Genomic DNA, 19,940 nt, shown 5'->3' on the forward strand with positions numbered 1-19,940 from the left:
TAAAAGGTGTCGTAAAAGGTTCAGTCAAACTCGCCGAATCACTTGCGCACCCCGGTTGTATACATGAAACAGTCGACAGTACCCCGCCTACTAGGAGCACGTGATGACTCGTCGACTGTCACTGAACCGTTTCATCGGGGCCGGCGCGGCGGTCGCCGCGCTGGCCCTCGTCGGGACCGCCTGCTCGCCGGTGGAGCCGGCCGGCAGTGACAACCAGTCCGGCGGCGGCCAGTCGACCGCCGCCGGGCAGGACGTGTTCGGTGACGCCGCCGACCCGGCGAAGGTCAAGCAGGGCGGGACCCTGACGGTCGCGCTGTCGGCCGACCCGGACAAGCTCGATCCGACGCTGTCGCGCAGCCTGTACTCGCGCTACGTCTTCCACACCATGTGCGAGAAGCTGTACGACCTCGGCTCCGACGCCAAGGTGGTGCCGCAGCTCGCGACCGCACTGCCGACGATCTCGTCCGACGGGCTCAGCCTCACCATCCCGCTGAAGCAGGGCGTGAAGTTCGCCGACGGCGGCACGTTCGACGCGAACGCCGTGAAGACCTCGCTGAACCGGCACCTCACGCTCGCCGGATCGGCCCGCAAGAGCGAACTCGGCCCGATCACGTCGATCGAGACGCCGGACGCGAAGACCGTGGTCATCAAGCTCTCGAAGCCGTTCGCCCCGCTGACCGCGGCGCTCGCCGACCGCGCCGGGATGGTACTCAGCCCCGCCGCCGTCGCGAAGCTCGGCGCGAACTTCTCGAACGCGCCGGTCTGCGTCGGCCCGTTCAAGTTCGCCAACCGGGTCGCGCAGAACTCCATCAAAGTCGTCAAGGACCCGCTGTACTACGACGCGGCGAAGGTGCATCTCGACGCGATCGAGTACCGGATCATCACCGACTCCAGCATCCGCTCGGCGAACCTCAAGTCCGGTGACGCGCAGGTGGCGGACTCGCTCTCGTCGCAGGACGCGCCCACGCTGCAGAAGGACGACACCGTCAGCGTGCTGCAGTCGCAGTCGCTCGGCTACCAGGGCCTGACGATCAACATCGGGAACGCCAACGGGATCGGCAACCCGCAGAAACAGCTGGACACGCCGATCGCGAAGGACCCGAAGGTGCGCCAGGCGCTGGCGCTGTCGATCGACCGGGACGCGCTGGTGAAGTCGATCTTCAACGGCCTCAACACGGTCGCCTGTTCGCCGGTGTCCCCGAAGAGTGAGTTCACGTCCGACGCGGCGCAGGTCTGCCCGCCGCACGATCCCGCGAAGGCCAAGCAGTTGCTCGCCGACGCCGGTGTCAGCACGCCGTACAAGGTCGAGATGATCACCTCCAACAACCCCGACAGCCTGCGGCTCGCGCAGGCCTTGCAGGGCATGGTGAAGGACGGCGGCTTCGACCTGGTCATCAAGCCCGTCGAGTACGCCGCGCTGCTGGACCAGCAGGACCGCGGTGACTTCGAGCTGCTGCAGCTCGGCTGGTCGGGCCGCGTCGACCCGGACGCGAACATCTACAACTTCGTCGGCACCACCGGAAGCCAGAACGTCTCCGGCTACAGCAACCCCGATGTCGACAAGCTCCTCACCGACGCCCGCCAGTCCACCGACCAGGCCGAGCGCGTGAAGCTGTACGGCGAGGTGGTCGGCAAGCTGCAGCAGGACGACCCGATCATCTACATGTACCGCCAGCGCAACCTCACCGGCGTCTCGAAGAAGCTGCTCGGCATCCAGGTCTACCCGGACGGCGTGATCCGCACCGCCTTCGCAGGATTCGCCAAGTGAGGCGGTACCTGCTCAATCGGCTCTGGCAGTCCGCGGTGACGCTCGTGCTCGCGACGATCGTGGTGTTCGCCGGGGTGCGGGCGTTGCCCGGCGACCCGGCGCTGGCGCTGGCCGGGGAGGATCGCGATCCGGAGTCGTTGCGGGCGATCCGGCAGCAGTACGGGCTGGACCAGTCGTGGATCGTGCAGTTCTGGCAGTTCGTCAGCCACGCGGCGCGCGGTGACCTCGGGCAGTCGATCCGGACCGGCGCTCCGGTGCGGTCGATGATCGTCAGCGCGTTGCCGGTGACGATCGAGCTGTCGGTGCTGGCGATCCTGATCGCGAGCGTCATCGGGGTCGGCGCCGGCGTCGTGGCCGCCGTACGGCGTGGGCGCCCGGCGGAATGGGCCGCGAACGCGCTGGCACTGCTCGGCCTGTCGGTGCCGCACTTCTGGCTCGGGCTGATGGCGATCCTGTACCTGTCGGTTGCCCTCGGCCTCTTCCCTGCCTCGGGTTTCGTGCCGTTCTTCAGCGACCCGGTCGCCAACCTCCACCATCTGATCCTCCCGGCCCTGATCCTCGGCACCGGTCTGGCCGCCGTGATCATGCGCCAGACCAGGTCGTCGATGCTCGACGCCCTGTCCGCCGACTACATCCGGACGGCGCAGGCCAAGGGTCTCCCGACCCGGGCCGTCGTCGGAAGACATGCCCTGCGCAACAGCCTGATCGTGGTCGTCACGATCGTCGGCCTCCAACTCGGCGCGCTCATCTCCGGCGCGGTCGTCACGGAACGGATCTTCGCCCTGCCCGGCTTCGGCAAACTGACCGTCGACGCGGTCTTCCAGCGCGACTATCCCGTCATCCAGGCGGTCGTGCTGGTGACCGCGACGGCGTACATCGTGATCAACCTGCTGGTCGACCTGCTGTACTCCGTGATCGATCCGCGGATCCGCGTGCGAGGTGAGGCGTGATGGCCGTCGCCGAAGCCGTGACGCCCGACCACCCGGCGCCGCTGCGCAGCAACCGCCGCCGGGTGGCCCGCCGGATCCTGCACAACCCGCTCGCACTCACCGGACTGGCAGTGCTGGCGTTCGCCGTGTTCCTCGCGGTGTTCGCCAACTGGCTGGCGCCGCACGAGCCGACCCAGACCCAGCTCGACCGCGCGTTCGCCCCGCCCGGCACGGTCGGATACCTGCTCGGCACCGACGACCTCGGCCGCGACGTGCTCTCCCGGATCATGTTCGGGCTCCGCGCGTCGTTGCACGTCGGCGTCCTCGCGGTCGCGTTCTCGCTGGTGGTCGGTGTACCGCTGGGGCTGATCGCCGGCTACTTCCGGACCGTCGACGCGCTGATCTCGCGGCTCACCGACCTGGTGCTGGCGTTCCCGTTCCTGATCCTCGCCGTCGGGCTGGCCGCGATCCGCGGCGCCAGCCTGGGCAACGCGGCGATCGCGATCGGGATCGCCCAGATCCCGGGCATGATCCGGATCGTCCGGTCCGAGACGCTGCGGCTGAAGTCGCTCGACTTCGTCGCCGCGGCGGTCGTCGAGGGCGCCGGCGACGCCTGGGTGCTCGGCCGGCACATCCTCCCGAACGCGGGGTCGGCGATCATCGTCCAGGCGACCGTCGGCATCCCGGCGGCAATCCTCGGCGAGGCCGTGCTGTCGTTCCTCGGCCTGGGGATCCAGCCGCCCGCTCCGAGCCTCGGCACGATGCTCGCCGACGCGCAGCAGTTCGCGTCCCGGGCGCCGTGGGCCGCGGTGATGCCCGGTGTCGCGATCATGCTGCTCACGCTGGCGTTCAACATCGTCGGCGACAGCCTCCGCGACGCTCTCGACCCGAAGGCGAGCCGCCGGTGAAACCTGTTCTGGCAGTCAAGGATCTGTCCGTCACCTTCCGCACCGAGGACGGCCCGCTGTCGGCGGTGGACCGGGTCGGTTTCGAGGTCGGGGACGGCGAGGTGCTCGCGGTCGTCGGCGAGTCCGGCTGCGGCAAGAGCGTCACGGCGATGAGCATCGCCGGCCTGCTCCCCCGCACCGCGAGCGTCACCGGTTCTGTCGAGCTCGACGGCACCGAACTCGTCGGCGCCGGCAAACGCACACTGCAGTCGATCCGGGGCCGCGAGGTCGCGTACATCTTCCAGGAGCCGATGACCTCGCTGAACCCGGTCTTCACCGTCGGCCACCAGATCGGCGAGGTGCTGCGGACGCACGTCGGGCTCAGTCGCCAGGCGGCGCGCGCCCGCGCGGTCGAGCTGCTCAAACTCGTCGGCATCCCGTCCGCCGAGCGCCGCGTCGGCGACTACCCGCACCAGCTGTCCGGCGGGATGCGGCAGCGCGTGATGATCGCGATGGCGGTCGCCTGCGACCCGAAGGTCCTGATCGCCGACGAGCCGACCACGGCCCTCGACGTGACGATCCAGGCCGGCATCCTCGACGTACTGCGCGGGCTGCGGGAACGCCTCGGGACCAGCATCGTCCTGATCACCCACGACCTCGGGGTGGTCGCGGACCTCGCCGACCGGGTCGCGGTGATGTACGCCGGGCGCGTCGTCGAGACCGCCGAGGTCCACGAGCTGTTCGCGCGCCCGCAGCACCCGTACACGGTCGGGCTGCTCGGCGCCTCGCCCGCCGCCGGCCGGCACGCGGAATCCCAGCGGCTGAACGAGATTCCCGGCCTGGTGCCGGTCCTCACCGAGCAACCCGACGGCTGCACGTTCGCCGACCGCTGCCCGCGCGCCGTCGACACCTGTACGTCGTCCCAGCCGCAACTCACCGGCGCCCCGCATCGGGTCGCGTGCTGGAACCCCGTTCGCGAACCAGTGGAGGTCTGATGGACGCCGTCTCCCAGCCCGCCGAGGCGGCCCTGGACGTCGAGGATCTCGTCATGCACTTCGGGCCGGTCCGCGCGGTCGACGGCGTCACCTTGCGGATCCGGCAAGGCTCCGTCGTCGCGCTCGTCGGCGAGAGCGGGTCCGGCAAGTCGACCGTCGGTCGCTGCGTCGTCCGGCTGCTCGAACCGACCGGCGGAACCGTCAGGCTCGCCGGCGCCGACATCACCCATCTCAATCGCCGCAGGCTCCGCCCGCATCGACGCGACGTGTCAATCGTGTTCCAGGACCCGGCGGGCTCACTCGATCCGCGGTTCTCCGTCGGGGACATCGTCGGCGAACCGCTGCGCCTGATGCGCCGCAAGGACATCCCCGCCAAGGTCGCCGAAGCACTGCGCCGGGTCGGGCTGCGGCCCGAAGTGGCGCAGCGGGCGCCGCACGAGTTGTCCGGTGGTCAGCGGCAGCGCGTCAGCATCGCGCGCGCGTTGATCTCCGAGCCGCGCCTGCTCGTCGCGGACGAGCCGACGAGTGCGCTCGACGTCTCGGTGCAGGCCGCCGTACTCAATCTGCTCGCGGACCTGCAGCGTGATCTCGGGTTCGCCTGCCTGTTCATCACCCACGACCTGTCCGCGGTCGAGTACCTCGCGGACGAGGTCGCGGTGATGTACCTCGGCCAGCTCGTGGAGCAGGGACCGCGGGCGCGGATCTTCGGCAAGCCGGCGCACCCCTACACCCAGGCGCTGTTGTCCGCGGCGCCCGTCCCCGATCCCGCCGAGCAGCGCGCCCGCCGGCCGGTCCTGCTCGGCGACGACCTCCCGTCGGCGATCGACCCGCCGCCCGGCTGCCGGTTCCACACCCGCTGCCCGGTCGCGGTGGACACATGCCGGACGGTCGTCCCGCAACCGCGCAGGATCGGCGAAGGTGGACACCAGGTCGCCTGCCACCTGGTCGAGGACGACGGCACCGGCCCCGACGTACGCTCAACTGAAGGAGTCGCTCGATGAGTTTCACCACCCGGCCCACGCTGCGCGGCACGTTCGGGATGGTTTCGTCCACGCATTGGCTGGCGTCGCAGTCGGCGATGCGGATCCTCGAGCTTGGCGGCAACGCGTTCGATGCCGGCGCCGCGGCCGGGTTCGTGCTGCACGTCGTGGAGCCGCACCTCAACGGGCCCGGCGGGGAGGTGCCGGCGATCATCGCGACCGCCGCCGACCCGACGCCGCGGGTGCTGTCCGGCCAGGGCGTCGCGCCGGCCGGCGCGACCATCGAGCATTACCGCTCGCTCGGTCTCACGCTGGTGCCCGGCTCGGGTCCGCTCGCGGCCACCGTTCCCGGCGCGGTCGATGCCTGGCTGCTCCTGCTGCGCGACCACGGCACCCTGCCGCTGAGCGTCGTACTGGAGCCCGCCATCGAGTACGCGCGCAACGGCCACCCGCTCGTGCCGCGGATCGCCGACACCATCGCCACCGTGCAGCAGCTCTTCGAGGAGCATTGGCCGACGTCCGCCGCGCTGTGGCTCGACGGCGGCCGCCCGGTCACGGGCCGGTTCCGCAACGAGGCGTACGCCGCGACGCTCGAGAAGCTCGTGGCCGCAGCAGTCGGGCCGGATCGCGAGGCGCAGATCGAGCAGGCGCGGAAGACCTGGCGGGAGGGATTCGTCGCGGAGGCGATCGACAAGTTCTCGCGGATCCCGCACCGCGACTCCAGCGGCGCGGACCACGCCGGACTGATCACCGGCGACGATATGGCCGCGTTCGAGGCGAGCTGGGAGGACGCAGCGACGTACGACTGGAACGGGTACACCGTCGCCAAGACCGGCCCGTGGGGGCAGGGTCCGGGCCTGCTGCAGTCCCTCGCCGTACTCGCGGAGCTCGGGGACGTCGACCTGGACACCGCCGAGGGCGTGCACACCACGGTCGAGGTGATGAAGCTGTCGTACGCCGACCGCGAGGCCTGGTACGGCGACGGCGCCGACGTACCGCTCGACACGCTCCTCTCCCCCGCGTACGCCGCCGAGCGGGCGAAGCTGATCGGCGCGGACGCCTCGCTGGAACTGCGCCCGGGCAGCCCCGGCGGACGGACGCCGAAGCTGCCGTCGATTGCCGCCGGCAACGAGACGGGCGACGCGACGACCGGCGAGCCGACTGTCTCGCCCGTCGGGGAGACGCGCGGCGACACGTGCCATGTCGACGTGGTCGACCGCTGGGGCAACATGATCTCGGCGACGCCGAGCGGCGGCTGGCTGCAGTCGTCGCCGACGATCCCCGAGCTCGGCTTCTGCCTCGGCAGCCGCGCGCAGATGTTCTGGCTCGAGGAAGGGCTGCCGGCTTCGCTCGCACCTGGCAAGCGGCCGCGGACGACCCTGACGCCGACGCTTGTGCTCCGGCACGGCGAGCCGGTGATGGCGTGCGGTTCGCCGGGTGGCGACCAGCAGGACCAGTGGCAGCTGCTGTTCCTGTTGCGGCACCTGGGCGCGGGGCTGGATCTGCAGGAGGCGATCGACGCCCCCGCGTGGCACACGACCGGCTTCCCGTCGTCGTTCTACCCGCGCACCTCGGAGCCGGGCGGCCTGGTGGTCGAAACCCGCGTCGGGCGTGCCGTCGTCGACGAGCTGGCACGGCGCGGGCACGTCGTCACCGAGTCAGACCCGTGGAGCCTGGGCCGGCTGTGCGCGGTCCGTAAGGAAGCCGACGGCGTGCTCGCAGCGGCTGCAAACCCACGCGGCATGCAGGGCTACGCGGTCGGCCGGTAGCCCGGATCTGCAGGCCATCACAATCGCGCCGCCCCCGACGTGCTGAACGTGACGACAGCAGGAGAGTGGCAATTGTGATGGCCTGGCGATCCCTACCGATTAAGCCGTAGGGCGGAGGGCTGCCTTCGCGGCGGCTTCGACATGGAGGCGGGCTGCTTCGGTGGCGGCCTCCGCGTCCCCGGCTTCGATCGCGTCGACCAGGCGGACGTGCTCCTCGGACGAATGCGGTGCACGCTGGGCGGCACCGACGCGGAACACCCAGTGCACGTGGTGGTACATCGCGGCCGACATCGAGAGCAGCCACCGGTTGCCGCTGACCTCGATCACGGCGCGGTGGAAGGCGCTGTTCAGCTCCGCGACCCGGTCGAAGTCCCCGGCCTTGGTGGCGGCGTTCGCGTCCTCGACCAGGCGGCGCAGCATCGCGATGCCCTCGGGCGTCGCCCGCTCCGCCGCGTGCCCGGCGGCGAGCGTCTCGAGCTGCTGCCGTACGGCGAACAGGTCGCGCACCGCGGTCTCGTCGAGCGTCGCGACGACCGCGCCCCGCCGCGGCAGGATCTGCACGAAGCCCTCGGCCTCGACCACGCGCAGCGCCTCCCGGACCGGGTTGCGGGACACACCGAAGTCGTCCGCGAGCCGGGTCTCCGTCAGCCGCTCGCCCTCCTGGTACTCACCGTCCACGATCCGCCGGCGCAGCTCCGCCAGGACCTGCTCGCGGAGCGCCACATGGTCGGCACCGATCGTGCGTACGACGCGCACGTCGTCGTCCAACTGCTCCACCCCTGGGCTCCTCTCCCCGTTCGGCCTGCGGGCCACGCTAGCCGATCGGCCTCCGCGCGGCACCTGATCCCGCAACCGCGTTATGTTGACGGCTTGAGCATCAGAGTGATTCCGCTGACAGATCCCGACTTCAAGCCGTTCAGCCGCCGGATCGCGTGGCTGGCCGCGGAGGCCGACGGCACGCCGGTCGGTTCCGCGTTCCTCCGCCTGCACAGCCGCAAGGCGCACGCGCACCTGGGCGAGGCAGAGCTCACCGTGCACCCCGCCGAGCGCGACCGCGGGATCGGGACGCAACTGCTCGGCGCGGTCGTCAACGGCGCGCGCGAACACGACGTACGGACGATCGTCGCAGACGTCGACGTCGACTCGGTCGGCGATCGCTTCCTCCAGCGGCGCGGGTTCACCATCGGCCTGACGCTCATCTACGCGCGGCTGGATCTGTCCACGACCACGCCCGACGTACCGGCGGTCGCCGGGTACCGGCTGGTGTCGTGGGACGGTGTGCCACCGGACGAACTGGTGCAGACCTTCACCGACGCGCGCGCCGGGATGAACGATGCGCCGTCCGGCACGATCGCGATCCCGGTGGACGTCTGGGACGTCGAGCGGACCAGGTACGCCGCACAGCTGATCGCGCAACGCGGCGAGCACCTGTCCGTTGTCGCGGCCGTGGACGGCACCGGCCGCATCGCGGGTTTCACCGAGGTCGTCGTACCGGGTGACGGGAAGGGCGACGGGCAGCACTACGGCACCGCCGTCCTCCCCGAGCACCGCGGCCGTGGGCTCGCGCTGTGGATGAAGGCCGCGCAGATCCACGAGACCCGGCGCCGGTTCCCCGATCTCGACGGGTTGCGCACCGACACGGTTGATACGAACAGGGCGATGCGCCGCACCAACGATCGCCTCGGCTACCGCCCGCAGTACCGGACGCACCGGCGCAAGCTGGACCTATAGCAGCCCGGCCAGCCGGTACAACGCAGGTCGGCCAGCCGGACCGCCTCGTCGGCGAGCTCGACCCCGATCACCGTCGTGTCCGGCCTGCTCCGCTGGTCGATCAGCCAGCGGACCGGGTCGTGCCCGGTCCAGTGCACACAGGTTCGGCGCCGCAGCGTGTTGCCCTTGGCAAGCGCGTCCGGCACCCAGGGCAACTTCGGCACCGCGAGACACGCCCCGACCGCGTCACAGGTCCGGAGCAGGGTCCCGAGGTTCACGTCGTACATCGGCCAGAGCGGCGCGATCAGCAGATGGTCCCAGCACGAGTGGGACCTGCGGCGGCGTTGGTGCTTGAGATCCTTGCGGCTCCGCACCCGGATCCCGCTCATCGAGCAGCGGGATCCATCCTCCCGTCAGGAATGTGAGTCATGCCGCCCAGTCTACTGTCCGGTCTACTGGCCGAGGATCTTCTGGACGGCCGCGGTGGTGATCGGATGGTAGCCGGGGCGGGCCTTGGCGAAGACCTCGGCGGCGAAGGCGCGGTCGGTGCCGGCCAGGGCCTGGTAGACCGGGAGGACGAGCTTCATCCGGCCGACCCGGGTGAGGAACTCGGCCATCTCGGCGTACGACGCCTCGTAGCTGCTCGCGGCAACGATCTGGTACCAGCGCCGCGCGATCTCGCCGTTCGCCGTACCGGTCAGGCCGAACGCGCGGTCGAGCTGCTGCAGCAGCACCGGGCTCAGGACGTCGGGAGCCGCGTCGAGGAACCGCAGCCACTCCTGCGTCGTCCACCGCTCCGCGCCGTGCGGCAGCTCGCCCGTGGACAGCCACAGGCCGCGCGCCTCGTCGACGACCTGGAACCGCGCCGACACCGCCCGCTCCGCGAACCCGGGGATGCCCGGTTCGTACAGCCACGCGGCCAGCTCGGCCTCCGTCACGACCCCGGGGTGCGCCGCGACCAGGTGCTCCCGCAGGTGCTCGACGAAGTCGTCGGTGTTGATGCTGCGGAACGCGAACCGGTCGAAGTACCCGCGCAGGAACGGGTCGAACACCTCGCGGGTGAACCGCTGCTCCAGCCAGGACAGGAACCACGAGCCCTTGAGCGGACCCGTCGACGTCTTGCCGTGGTACTCGGACCGGTGGTGCAGACCGGGCAGCTCGACCGCGAGCTCGGCCGGCGTCAGCGGGTCGAGCTTCACCACCGTCGCGTGCTGCTTGATCGCGGTCTCCATCACCGCGAACTCGGTCCCGTAGACGGCCTCGACGATCCGGTTCTCGACGTACGACGTGAAGCCCTCGTTGAGCCAGATGTCGTCCCAGCTGTCCTGCGTGACCAGGTTGCCGGACCAGCTGTGCGCGAGCTCGTGCGCGATCACGCTGACCAGCGACTTGTCGCCGATCACCACGGTCGGCGTCGCGAACGTCATCCGCGGATTCTCCATCCCGCCGTACGGGAACGAGGGCGGCAGCACGAGCAGGTCGTAGCGGCCCCAGCGGTACGGGCCGAAGAGCTCCTCGGTGACCCGCATCATCTCCTCGGTGTCGGAGAACTCGGTCGCCGCCCGGCGCACCGTCGCGGGCTCGGCCCACACGCCCGACCGCTCGCCGAGCGGCTCGAACACCAGGTCGCCCGCGGCGATCGCCAGCAGGTACGACGGGATCGGCTCGGGCATCACCACGTCGTACGACCCGGTGCGGCGCGACGTCGTGCCGTTGTCGGCGCTCATCAGCACCATCAGCTCCGGCGGCGCGGTCACGTGGGCCGCGTAGCTGAACCGAACGCCGGGCGTGTCCTGCACCGGGACCCAGCTGCGCGCGTGGATCGCCTGCGACTGGCTGAACATGAACGGCATCACGCCGCCGGCGGTCATGGCCGGCTCCAGCCACTGCAGACCGGTCGCGGTCGGCGCCGTCCGGTAGCTGACCTTGACCCGCGGATGACCCGCGGTCCGGATGGTCAGCGCGGAACCCAGCTCCGGGTCCGGCACCGCGAGGCTGTATTCCAGCGGCTCCCAGCCGTCGGCCGTCTCCCCCTCGACACCCAGCACCGTGAGGTCGCGGGTGTCCAGGACGAGCCGGTCGGTCGCACCGGTCCAGGCGAGCGTGTGCGTGGCGCTGCCGGCCAGCACTTTCTCGGCGAAGTCGAGCGCGAGGTCGAGCTCGAGGTGGGTGGTCCGAACCACGTTCGGCTCGGCGAAGGAGTGGCGATCGTACGTCAAGGGAAGCTCCGCAGGTGAGGCGTCCGGGGAACATTACCCACGTCCCGGCCGGTTCGGACGGCCAATCTGGGCCAGCCGCACCACCGTGCCAAAACCCTCGTTCGGTCCTGACACGGCAGACTGGGTCCCATGATGTCGCAGCAGAGTCCCGAGCTGGTGCTGAAACGGCGGCCGTTCGGATCCTGGCTGCTCGGACCGGCCGACCAGAGCGCGCAGAGGCTGCGCGTCCGGCTGCAGATCCTGATGACCACGTTCTCGATCGGGACCAACCTGATCGGCGCGCTCGTCGTGTTCGTGCTCGCGGTCTTCGTGCTGCCCGGGCCGTCGCTGGTCGATCAGCTCCAGCTCGTCGACGCGATCGTGATCCCGGCGTACTTCGTGGTCGCGGTGGCCGTCGGCTGCGTCTGGAGCACCCGGCTGACCCGCCGCGAGACGCACTGGATCGACCTGGGACGGCCGGCCAGTCGTCGCGAGCAGATCGCCACGCTGCAACTCCCGCTGCGGCTGACGCTGATCGAGGTGCTGCTCTGGCTGCTCGCTGCCGTGTTCTTCACCGTGATGACGCTGATTCTGCAGCCGGAGAACGCGCTGCGCGTCGCACTGACGGTCGTCGACGGCACGATCATCACCTGCTCGGTCTCGTATCTGCTGACCGAGTTCGCGCTGCGGCCGGTTGCGGCACGGGCGCTCGTCGACTCCCCGCCGCCGCGCCGGCTGCTGGCGGCCGGGCTGAAGGCGCGCATGGTGTTCTTCTGGGCGGTCGGCTCCGGTGTCCCGGTGGCCGGGCTGATGCTGGCCGCCGTCCTGGCGCTGATCGAGGGCGACGTCACGTCGACCCGGCTCTCGGTCGTCATCCTTGCCCTCGGCATCGTGGCGCTCGGCAACGGATGCCTGCTGACCTGGCTGTCGGCGAAGTCGGTGGTGGCGCCGGTGCGCTCGGTCCGGGACGCGCTCAGCCTGATCGGCGAGGGCCGGCTGGACGTGAGCATCCCGGTGTTCGACGGCACCGAGCTGGGATCGCTGCAGGCCGGCTTCAACCGGATGACCGAGGGGCTGCGCGAGCGGGAGCGGATCCGCGACGTCTTCGGGCGGTACGTCGGCCCGGGCGTCGTGCAGGAGGCGCTGAGCAGCGACAGCCTCGGCGGCGAGGAGCGGTACGCCGCGGTGCTGTTCGTCGACCTGGTCGGCTCGACGGAGTTGGCAGCGGAGCGGCCGCCGGCCGAGGTGGTGCAGCTGCTCAACCGGTTCTTCGCGATCGTGGTCTCCGAGGTGGACCGCCAGGGCGGGTTTGTGAACAAGTTCGCCGGCGACGCGGCGCTCGCGATCTTCGGCGCCCCGGCCGAACTCGCGGACCCGGCGGGCAGCGCGCTCGCCGCGGGGCGTGAACTGGCCCGGCGGCTCGCCGAAGAGTTGCCGGAAGCAACGGCGGGCATCGGCGTAACGGCCGGTGTCGTGGTGGCGGGCACGGTGGGCGACGTACGGCGACACGAGTACACCGTGATCGGGGACCCGGTGAACGAAGCGGCCAGGCTGAGCGAGCTGGCCAAGACGGCGCCCGGCAGGCTGGTCGCGTCGATGAGTGCGGTCGCCGAGTCGGCCCCCGCCGAGGCCGCCAACTGGCGCCCCGGCGACGAGGTCACCGTCCGCGGCCGGTCAACCCCGACCCACCTCGCCGTACCGCACCGACCTTGAGCACCCACCAACCATCAGACTGGCGCAGCAGCGGTTGGTGCGGGCACAAGGTCGTCGATGAGTTGGTGCAGCAGCGCGGCGCCGTGCAGCATCGCCTTGGTCTGGCGGTCGTGGGCGGCGCGGCGCTCGGCGATGGCGGCGCGCAGGGCGTCGGTGCTGCCGGTACGGCGTAGGCCGTCGAGGACGGGCTTGATCTGCTCGAAGTAGTACCGGCCTTGGCGGAGCATGTGGATGATCCGCGCGTCCCGCACCTGCTCCGGGCCGTAGCGGCGGTACTTCGTGCCCGGCTCCCGCGTCGGCGCGAGCAGGCCCGCGGCTTCCCAGACCCGGAGGGCCGACGTACGGATGCCGAGGCGGTGCGCGAGCTCTCCGACGAGAAGGGACGGGCCGGTCACGGGCTGCTCGTCGACGTACTCCGCGGCCAGCGCGGCGAGCGCCTCGTCGGCGGCGTCGGTCGCGAGTCGCTGTTCGTGCAGCGCGGCGTGGGCCGCGTCCACCAGCCTGTACGCGAGTGCTTCGTCGCCGTTGTGGACGGCACGCATGATCTCCGTCGCGGTCTCGGCACCGAACCCGGGGTAGAGCGCGCGGTAGGTCAGCAGCGCCTGGACGTGCTCCGGCCCGTACTGCCGGTACCCGGTGTCCGAGCGCGGTGCGGGCGGCAGGATCCCCGCCGCCTCGTAGTTGCGCACGAGCTGGGTCGACACCCCCGCCCGCCGCGCCAGATCCACCGGCCGCAAGCCCACGCCCTACCTCCTCCCTCGACTTTGTGCACCCGATCCGTACCGGAGCGGCCCGATGGCGCGGATCTGGTGCACAAAGTGGTCCATCGCGGGGTCAGCGGCCGCCGGAGACGTCGACCGTGGTGCCTGTCATGTAGGACGAGCGGGGTGAGGCCAGGAAGGCGATGACCTCGGCGACCTCCTCCGCGGTGCCGGGACGGGCCAGGGGCGGCGTGGCACCGAGGCGGTCCAGGCGGCCGGGCTCGTGGATGTCGGTCTGGATGAGTCCGGGCCGGACGCCGAGTACGCGGACACCCTCCTTCGCGACCTCGTTCGCCAGCCCGGTGGTGAGCGCGTCGACGGCCGCCTTGCTCGCCGCGTAGTCGACGTACTCACCGGCCGATCCGAGGACCGCCGCGCGCGAGGAGATGTTCACAATGACGCCGCCGGTCCCGCCGTACGCCGTGGACATCCGGCGGACCGCGGCGCCGGCGACCAGGAACGCGCTGATCGCGTTGATCCGGAACACCCGGTCGAGGCGCTCCGCGTCGTACTCCGCGACCCGCCCGGACGGCGACACGACGCCGGCATTGTTGATCACGGCACCGATCGGGCCCAGCTCCGCGGTCACGGTGTCGAACAGCCGCTCGATCTGCCCGGCCTCGACGACGTCGGCCTGAACGGCGATCGCCCGTCCGCCGCGCTCCTCGCAGGCCTTCACGACCCCGGCGGCCTCGTCGGCCTGCGTCCGGTAGTTGACCCCGACATCCCAGCCGTCCGCCGCGAGCGCGAGCGACGCCGCCGCTCCGATGCCGCGACTTCCACCGGTGACCAGCACAACCCCACGTCGTCCCTCACTCATGCGCCCTACTTTGTCATGCGGGCGGCACGATGAACTGGAGCTGGGTCTCCGCGTCGGTGAAACCGACGGCGCGGTAGATCCGGATCGCGAGGTAGTCCGGGTCCGCGACGATGACGAGGGTCTTCGCCCTGGTCAGCCCGTACGTCGACGCGTGGTGGACGAGCGTGCCGGCGAGACCCCGGCCGCGATCCTCCGGCGACGTCAGCACGCTCTGGAACCGGGCCAGCCCGTTGCCGTCGAAGATCAGGCCGAGTGAACTCTGCAGCCGGTCACCGTCGAACGCCCCGAACCACTTCCCGTGGCCGGCGTCGACCCGCGCGCGATTCGTCACGAGCTTTCGCCGAGTGAACTCCTCGTACGCCGAGTCCACCTCCATCTCCGCGCACGCCAGGTTGTGGTGGTACATCTGCTCCCAGTCGTCGTCGCTGCTCAGGAACCGGAACGTCGACTGCTCGTTCGGCCGCTGCGGCTGGACGACCTGCTGGGCAGTCATGACCACGCTGCGCTCGACAGTCAGACCGGCCGCGGTCAGCTCGTCCTCCACGCCGACCTCGCCGTCCGTGCTGTCGACGCCCAGGGCGACATGCTGCGCCTCGGGGAACTCGCGGCGGAAGTCGTCGATCCGGCGCTTGGCGCCGCCCGGCGCGAACGGCGTGCGGTAGAGCAGGAAGTTCCCCCACCAGAAGCCCGGATTGGCCGGCGTCCGCGCCACGACGTACGCGCCGGTGTCGTGCACCTCGCTGCCGCCCATGCTCAGCAGCAACAGATCCGTCCGGAATCCCAGGCTCTCGATCTCCACGCGACCATCCTCGCCGGTGCGTCAATCGGGTTTGGTTGACATGCAGCCGTCTGGCTGCCTATGTTGGAAAGGCAGCCAGACGGCTGCATGAAGCGATCGGAGTGCGATGGACGACGAGGTGTTCCGGGCGCTGGCCGACCCGAGCCGGCGCCGGCTGCTCGACCTGCTGAACGCGCGCAACGGGCAGACCCTGCGGGAGCTGTGCGCCGAGCTGGACATGGCGCGGCAGTCCGTCAGCAAGCACCTCGCCGTGCTCGAGAGCGCGAACCTCGTCACCACCGTGTGGCGCGGCCGCGAGAAGTTGCACCACCTCAACGCGGAGCCGATCAACGCGATCGCCGATCGCTGGATCCATCAGTACGACCGTCGGCGGGTGCAGCTGTTCGCCGACCTGAAGACGGCCTTGGAGGCTGAGATGACTACTGATCCGTCCGGCAACGACTTCGTCTACACGACGTACATCCGGACCACACCCGAGCGGCTGTGGCAGGCGCTGACCGACCCGGCGTTCACCGAGCAGTACTGGCAGCTCCACCACGAGACCGACTGGGAGCCCGGCTCCGCGATGGTGTGGCACCAGGGCGACGTCACGATCGACGGACCGGGGCAGGTGGTGGTCGAGCACACGCCGTACACGCGGCTGTCCTACACCTGGCACCACATCACGCCCGAGTTCGCGAAGGCGGTCGGGTTCGACGACGCGACGTACGAGCAGGCCGGCCGGGAGCCGTTGTCGATGGCAACCTTCGAGCTGGAGCCGGTCGACGGCCAGGTGAAGCTCACCGTGATCCACAGCGGCTTCGAGCCCGGCAGCACGATCCGGACCATGATCCAGGACGGCTGGCCGGCACTGCTCGCGGATCTGAAATCCTTGCTGGAGGCGTCCGTCACCGTCGACCGGTAGGAGTTGCGCGTGCCCCGTCCGAACATCGTGATCATCTACACCGACGATCTGGGTTGGGGCGACCTCGGCTGCTACGGCAGCCCGGACATCCGGACGCCGCACCTCGACGCGCTCGCCGCGCGCGGTGTGCGGATGACGGAGTGGTACTCGAACTCCCCCGTGTGCTCGCCGTCGCGGGCCGCGCTACTGACCGGGCGGCACCCGGCGCACGCGGGGGTCGAGTCCATCCTCGGCGCTCGGCGGGACACGCACGGTCTGCCCGCGCAGTCCACACTCGCGTCGGAGTTGTCGGCGGCGGGGTGGCGTACGGCGGTGTTCGGCAAGTGGCACCTGGGCGTCGAGCCAGGGTCGGCGCCGCTGCGCTTCGGGTTCGACCACCACTTCGGGTTCCGGGCCGGATGCGTCGACTACTACTCGCACATCATGTACTGGGGTGTGCGGAGCCCGTTGCACGATCTGTGGTCGGACGACGACGAGGTCTGGCACAACGGTGACTACCTGACCGACCTGATCACCGATCGCGCGGTGGAGTTCATCTCCTCGGTCGACGATCCGTTCCTGTGTTACGTCGCGTACAACGCGCCGCACTACCCGATGCACGCGCCCGCCGACGCGATGGCGCCGTACGCGCATCTGCCGTGGGACAAGCAGGTGATGGCCGCGATGATCAGCCGGGTGGACGACGGCGCCTGCCGACCTCGACGGAATCCAGCTCTTCACCGGCGATGCGCCCGAGCGAACCCTCACCTGGGAGTACGCCGGCCAGCAGGCCGTCCGCCGCGGCCCCTGGAAACTCGTCACCGACCCCGTCGAACATCTGGGCGGCCCGCAAACGCCCGGCACCTACCTCTACAACCTCGGGGATGACCCGACCGAGATTCACAACCTCGCCACCGAGCAGCCCGAAGTCCTCACGGCACTGCTCGGGGCAAACGACACCTGGACCGACACCCTGGCTACGTGGCGCTCCCGCGCCACGTGACAGCGCGCCACGCCGCGGAAGCCTCTCGCTGGGGCTGTCAGGGGCGTTTGTGGATCACCAGTGGGAGAACGGCCGCAGCGCCCGCTTCGCGGAGTTTGGCTGTGGCGACGGTTACCGGCCACTGGGATGACGTGGAGTCCACGAGCAGTAGGACTGTGCGTGCCGTGACGGCCTGGGCGGTGGCGCCGTCCACAGTGATGCCGTCGCGCCAGACCTTCGCCTCCTCCGCCGATGACAGGTCATCGGTGTAGCCGGTGCGGTCGATCGTCAGCTCGGCCCGCTCCAACCGCCCGACCCCGGCGACGTGATCGGCAATCGCGGACGTGAGGTCCGGATGACCACCCGCCGCGAGCGGTACGACGACGTCGGGCCGCGCCGACCACGAACCACGCCACCGCGAGAGCGCCGCAACAGCACCGGCTTGGAGCGCCTCGACGGCTTCCGGAACCGGCGAGCCGTTGAACGCGCCCTGCAACACCTCGCGCCACTCGGGCGCGTCGGCGTACACGATGATGCGGCCCGGCTCGGCGGACAGGCCGGGCGGGATCTTCCCGCGCGCGCCGAACGCACCGCCCGGCCACATCTTCCGCGGCTCCAGGACGTGCACCTCGCCGCGCAGCGACCGGGTGATCGTCGCGACGGTCTCCGGCTCCGGCCGCGCGACCAGAGGCTCCGGCAGCCGCCCCAGACACACCGAGCACCGCCCGCACGGCTCCGCCGACGGATCGTCCAGCGACTCCTGGAGAAGTTGCATCAGACAACGATCACCGCGGGTGTAGGCCCGCATGATGTCTGCCTCGCGCCGCCGGACGGACACGATCCCGTCGTAGTGCGCCGCGTCGAACGTCCACTCGGCGCCGGTCCGGATCCAGCCGCGCTCGACCCGCTCGACGACCCCGTCGACCGCGAGCTGCTTCAACATCAGCTCGACGCGCGTCCGCCGCAGCCCGGTCTCGGCCTCCAGTGCCGGCACCGATGCCGGCTGGTCCAGGCCGTAGCCCTCCAGCGCCCGCAGCAGTCGCTGGACGTTCTCCGGGACCGGGATCGTCGCCGTCGCGAAGTAGTCCCACACACCGGAATCCGCATCGGAGGGCAGCAACGCCACCACCGCGTGGTCGATCCCGCGGCCGGCACGACCGACCTGCTGGTAGTACGACACCGGCGACGGCGGCGAACCGACATGCACCACGAATCCGAGGTCGGGCTTGTCGTAGCCCATCCCCAGCGCCGACGTCGCGATCAACGCCTTCAACCGGTTGTCCCGCAGCGCGTCCTCGAGACTCTCCCGCTCCCCCGCCTCCAGCTGGCCTGTGTAGGCCGCCACCGGGACGTCCCGCCCGTGCACCTCCTGGATCACCGCGGCGAGCCGCTGCGCGTCCGCAACCGTCAACGCATAGACGATGCCCGAGCCCGGAAGCTTCGGCAGCACGTCGACGACCCACGCGAACCGGTCCAGCGGCGACAACGCGTCCACCACCGCGAGCTGGAGACTCGAGCGGGCCAGCGGGCCACGCAGGACCAGCGTCGACTCACCGAGCTGCTTCGCGACGTCCTCCGTCACGCGCGAGTTGGCGGTCGCGGTCGTGGCCAGCACCGGGGTCTTCGGGTTCAGCTGCTGCAGCACCTCGGACACCCGGCGGTAGTCCGGCCTGAAGTCGTGGCCCCAGTCCGACACGGCGTGCGCCTCGTCGATCACCAGCAGGCCGATCTCCCCGGCCAGGCTGTCCAGCACGCGCCTGCCGAAGCCCGGGTTGGCCAACCGCTCGGGCGACACGAGCAGCACGTCGACGGCGCCGGAGCGCAGGTCGTGCTCGATGGTGGACCACTCGTCGATGTTGTTCGAGTTGAGCGTCGCGGCGCGTAGCCCGGCGCGACTCGCCGCGGCCACCTGGTCACGCATCAGCGACAGCAGCGGCGAGACCACCAGCGTCGGCCCGAACCCCTCGGCCCGGCGGATCGCCGTGGCAGCCCAGTACACAGCGGACTTCCCCCAGCCGGTGGCCTGGACCACGAGCACCCGCGCCGCCGCTTCGCAGAGTGCCGCGACGGCGGTCTCCTGATCCGGCCGCAGCCGCGCGTCCTCCCCCGCGATCGCGCGGATCAGGTCGCCCGCAACCTTGGCGCGGTCGTCGGTCAGCGTCAGCATCGAGTCGGTCTCACCCATGCCGACGACCCTAGACGCCCACACCCCCAGTTCGCTCGCCGCCGGCCGCGGCCTGTGGAAACCGCGCCGGAGTCAGGCGCACTTGCCCGGATGGCAGGGTTCGCCGGCCGGGCTCATCAGGCGCCGAGGCCCGGGCCCCGCGGACGCGAGGCTGTCGTGCGGGTTGGCCAGGGCGCAGCGGTCCAGGGACAGGCAGCCGCAGCCGACGCAGTCCTTGAAGTCGTCGCGGAGCTGTTCGAGGTGCACGATGCGCCGGTCGAGTTCGGCCTGCCAGCACTCCGAGATGCGTTCCCAGTCGGTCCGGTTCGGCGTCCGGTTCTCCGGCAGCAGCTTGAGGATCGCGGCGACCTCGGCCAGCGGTACGCCGACCCGCTGGGCGATCCGGACCAGCGCCACGCGGCGCAACGTGTCGCGCTTGTAGCGGCGCTGGTTCCCCGTCGTACGGCGGCTGACGATCAGCCCCTGACGCTCGTAGAAGTGCAGGGCCGAGATCGCGACGCCGCTGCGCCGCGACAGCTGCCCGACCGTCAACTCACCCGGCTCGATGTCCATCGCCGTCCC

General features: G+C 70.7%; 18 protein-coding genes. 10 read left to right on the forward strand and 8 right to left on the reverse strand.

The window, feature by feature from the left end; all coding sequences use genetic code 11:
* Positions 1–103: 103 nt before the first annotated feature.
* Genes AB0L64_RS32210 through AB0L64_RS32235 form a run of 6 tightly spaced genes read left to right on the forward strand, consistent with a single transcriptional unit; the run spans position 104 to position 7,328 of the window.
* A complete protein-coding gene (locus AB0L64_RS32210) occupies positions 104–1,768 on the forward strand; it encodes an ABC transporter substrate-binding protein (RefSeq protein WP_363716274.1) in 1,665 nt (554 codons plus the stop codon).
* A complete protein-coding gene (locus AB0L64_RS32215; RefSeq protein WP_363716276.1) occupies positions 1,765–2,718 on the forward strand; it encodes an ABC transporter permease in 954 nt (317 codons plus the stop codon). Before AB0L64_RS32210 ends, AB0L64_RS32215 begins: the two co-directional genes overlap by 4 nt.
* Positions 2,718–3,605: an ABC transporter permease gene (locus AB0L64_RS32220; protein ID WP_359927857.1), complete on the forward strand. Its 888-nt coding sequence runs from the start codon at positions 2,718–2,720 to the stop codon at positions 3,603–3,605. The genes AB0L64_RS32215 and AB0L64_RS32220 overlap by 1 nt, the downstream gene beginning before the upstream one ends.
* Positions 3,602–4,579: an ABC transporter ATP-binding protein gene (locus tag AB0L64_RS32225; RefSeq protein WP_363716277.1), complete on the forward strand. Its 978-nt coding sequence runs from the start codon at positions 3,602–3,604 to the stop codon at positions 4,577–4,579. Before AB0L64_RS32220 ends, AB0L64_RS32225 begins: the two co-directional genes overlap by 4 nt.
* The gene (locus AB0L64_RS32230) at positions 4,579–5,580 is read left to right on the forward strand and encodes an oligopeptide/dipeptide ABC transporter ATP-binding protein (protein ID WP_363716279.1); all 1,002 of its coding nucleotides are present in this window, start codon (positions 4,579–4,581) and stop codon (positions 5,578–5,580) included. Before AB0L64_RS32225 ends, AB0L64_RS32230 begins: the two co-directional genes overlap by 1 nt.
* Positions 5,577–7,328 (forward strand): gamma-glutamyltransferase, encoded by a 1,752-nt coding sequence (locus tag AB0L64_RS32235; RefSeq protein WP_363716282.1) that lies wholly within the window; start codon positions 5,577–5,579, stop codon positions 7,326–7,328. The genes AB0L64_RS32230 and AB0L64_RS32235 overlap by 4 nt, the downstream gene beginning before the upstream one ends.
* 99 nt (positions 7,329–7,427) lie before the next feature.
* Here AB0L64_RS32235 and AB0L64_RS32240 read toward each other — a convergent pair whose 3' ends face one another.
* Positions 7,428–8,105, reverse strand: a complete 678-nt coding sequence (locus tag AB0L64_RS32240) for a GntR family transcriptional regulator (RefSeq protein WP_363716284.1) — start codon at positions 8,103–8,105, stop codon at positions 7,428–7,430.
* A 93-nt stretch (positions 8,106–8,198) separates the two neighbouring features.
* Between AB0L64_RS32240 and AB0L64_RS32245 the strand changes: the two genes are divergently transcribed.
* Positions 8,199–9,059 carry a GNAT family N-acetyltransferase gene (locus AB0L64_RS32245; RefSeq protein WP_363716286.1) on the forward strand — a complete coding sequence of 287 codons (861 nt, stop codon included), beginning with the start codon at positions 8,199–8,201 and terminating at the stop codon, positions 9,057–9,059.
* On the opposite strand, the gene AB0L64_RS32250 is transcribed toward AB0L64_RS32245, so the two are convergent.
* Together AB0L64_RS32250 and AB0L64_RS32255 are read right to left on the reverse strand one after the other, a co-directional pair.
* Positions 9,014–9,427, reverse strand: a complete 414-nt coding sequence (locus AB0L64_RS32250) for a hypothetical protein (protein WP_363716288.1) — start codon at positions 9,425–9,427, stop codon at positions 9,014–9,016. The two genes, AB0L64_RS32245 and AB0L64_RS32250, sit on opposite strands and share 46 nt — an antisense overlap.
* A gap of 63 nt (positions 9,428–9,490) precedes the next feature.
* Entirely contained in the window at positions 9,491–11,257 is a 1,767-nt protein-coding gene (locus AB0L64_RS32255; protein ID WP_363716290.1) for a M1 family metallopeptidase, read from the reverse strand.
* 129 nt (positions 11,258–11,386) lie between these two features.
* Here AB0L64_RS32255 and AB0L64_RS32260 point away from each other — a divergent pair, with 129 nt between their 5' ends.
* A complete protein-coding gene (locus AB0L64_RS32260) occupies positions 11,387–12,949 on the forward strand; it encodes an adenylate/guanylate cyclase domain-containing protein (RefSeq protein ID WP_363716292.1) in 1,563 nt (520 codons plus the stop codon).
* 14 nt (positions 12,950–12,963) lie between these two features.
* Here AB0L64_RS32260 and AB0L64_RS32265 read toward each other — a convergent pair whose 3' ends face one another.
* From AB0L64_RS32265 to AB0L64_RS32275, 3 genes are all read right to left on the reverse strand, one after another.
* Positions 12,964–13,692, reverse strand: coding sequence for a MerR family transcriptional regulator (locus AB0L64_RS32265; protein ID WP_363716294.1), 729 nt, complete (start codon positions 13,690–13,692; stop codon positions 12,964–12,966).
* A 91-nt stretch (positions 13,693–13,783) separates the two neighbouring features.
* Positions 13,784–14,530 (reverse strand): SDR family oxidoreductase, encoded by a 747-nt coding sequence (locus tag AB0L64_RS32270; protein WP_363716296.1) that lies wholly within the window; start codon positions 14,528–14,530, stop codon positions 13,784–13,786.
* A gap of 13 nt (positions 14,531–14,543) precedes the next feature.
* Positions 14,544–15,329, reverse strand: a complete 786-nt coding sequence (locus AB0L64_RS32275; RefSeq protein WP_363716298.1) for a GNAT family N-acetyltransferase — start codon at positions 15,327–15,329, stop codon at positions 14,544–14,546.
* 106 nt (positions 15,330–15,435) lie between these two features.
* On the opposite strand from AB0L64_RS32275, the gene AB0L64_RS32280 reads away from it, so the two are divergent.
* A complete protein-coding gene (locus AB0L64_RS32280) occupies positions 15,436–16,233 on the forward strand; it encodes a metalloregulator ArsR/SmtB family transcription factor (protein WP_363716300.1) in 798 nt (265 codons plus the stop codon).
* A 9-nt stretch (positions 16,234–16,242) separates the two neighbouring features.
* Positions 16,243–17,100 (forward strand): sulfatase-like hydrolase/transferase, encoded by an 858-nt coding sequence (locus AB0L64_RS32285; RefSeq protein WP_363716302.1) that lies wholly within the window; start codon positions 16,243–16,245, stop codon positions 17,098–17,100.
* A 152-nt stretch (positions 17,101–17,252) separates the two neighbouring features.
* Here AB0L64_RS32285 and AB0L64_RS32290 read toward each other — a convergent pair whose 3' ends face one another.
* Together AB0L64_RS32290 and soxR are read right to left on the reverse strand one after the other, a co-directional pair.
* The gene (locus AB0L64_RS32290) at positions 17,253–19,379 is read right to left on the reverse strand and encodes a DEAD/DEAH box helicase (RefSeq protein ID WP_363716304.1); all 2,127 of its coding nucleotides are present in this window, start codon (positions 19,377–19,379) and stop codon (positions 17,253–17,255) included.
* Positions 19,380–19,451: 72 nt separating this feature from the next.
* The gene (gene soxR / locus AB0L64_RS32295) at positions 19,452–19,931 is read right to left on the reverse strand and encodes a redox-sensitive transcriptional activator SoxR (RefSeq protein ID WP_363716306.1); all 480 of its coding nucleotides are present in this window, start codon (positions 19,929–19,931) and stop codon (positions 19,452–19,454) included.
* Positions 19,932–19,940 lie beyond the last annotated feature (9 nt).

Source organism: Kribbella sp. NPDC051936, from assembly GCF_040680955.1.
Taxonomy (GTDB): domain Bacteria; phylum Actinomycetota; class Actinomycetes; order Propionibacteriales; family Kribbellaceae; genus Kribbella.

Excerpts from the sequence above, each read along its gene's own strand:
- AB0L64_RS32290 (WP_363716304.1), bottom strand. The coding sequence starts at position 19,379 with ATGGGTGAGACCGACTCGATGCTGACGCTGACCGACGACCGCGCCAAG.
- AB0L64_RS32230 (WP_363716279.1), top strand. The coding sequence starts at position 4,579 with ATGGACGCCGTCTCCCAGCCCGCCGAGGCGGCCCTGGACGTCGAGGAT.
- AB0L64_RS32280 (WP_363716300.1), top strand. The coding sequence starts at position 15,436 with ATGGACGACGAGGTGTTCCGGGCGCTGGCCGACCCGAGCCGGCGCCGG.
- soxR (WP_363716306.1), bottom strand. The coding sequence starts at position 19,931 with ATGGACATCGAGCCGGGTGAGTTGACGGTCGGGCAGCTGTCGCGGCGC.
- AB0L64_RS32250 (WP_363716288.1), bottom strand. The coding sequence starts at position 9,427 with ATGAGCGGGATCCGGGTGCGGAGCCGCAAGGATCTCAAGCACCAACGC.
- AB0L64_RS32235 (WP_363716282.1), top strand. The coding sequence starts at position 5,577 with ATGAGTTTCACCACCCGGCCCACGCTGCGCGGCACGTTCGGGATGGTT.
- AB0L64_RS32220 (WP_359927857.1), top strand. The coding sequence starts at position 2,718 with ATGGCCGTCGCCGAAGCCGTGACGCCCGACCACCCGGCGCCGCTGCGC.
- AB0L64_RS32270 (WP_363716296.1), bottom strand. The coding sequence starts at position 14,530 with ATGAGTGAGGGACGACGTGGGGTTGTGCTGGTCACCGGTGGAAGTCGC.
- AB0L64_RS32210 (WP_363716274.1), top strand. The coding sequence starts at position 104 with ATGACTCGTCGACTGTCACTGAACCGTTTCATCGGGGCCGGCGCGGCG.
- AB0L64_RS32260 (WP_363716292.1), top strand. The coding sequence starts at position 11,387 with ATGATGTCGCAGCAGAGTCCCGAGCTGGTGCTGAAACGGCGGCCGTTC.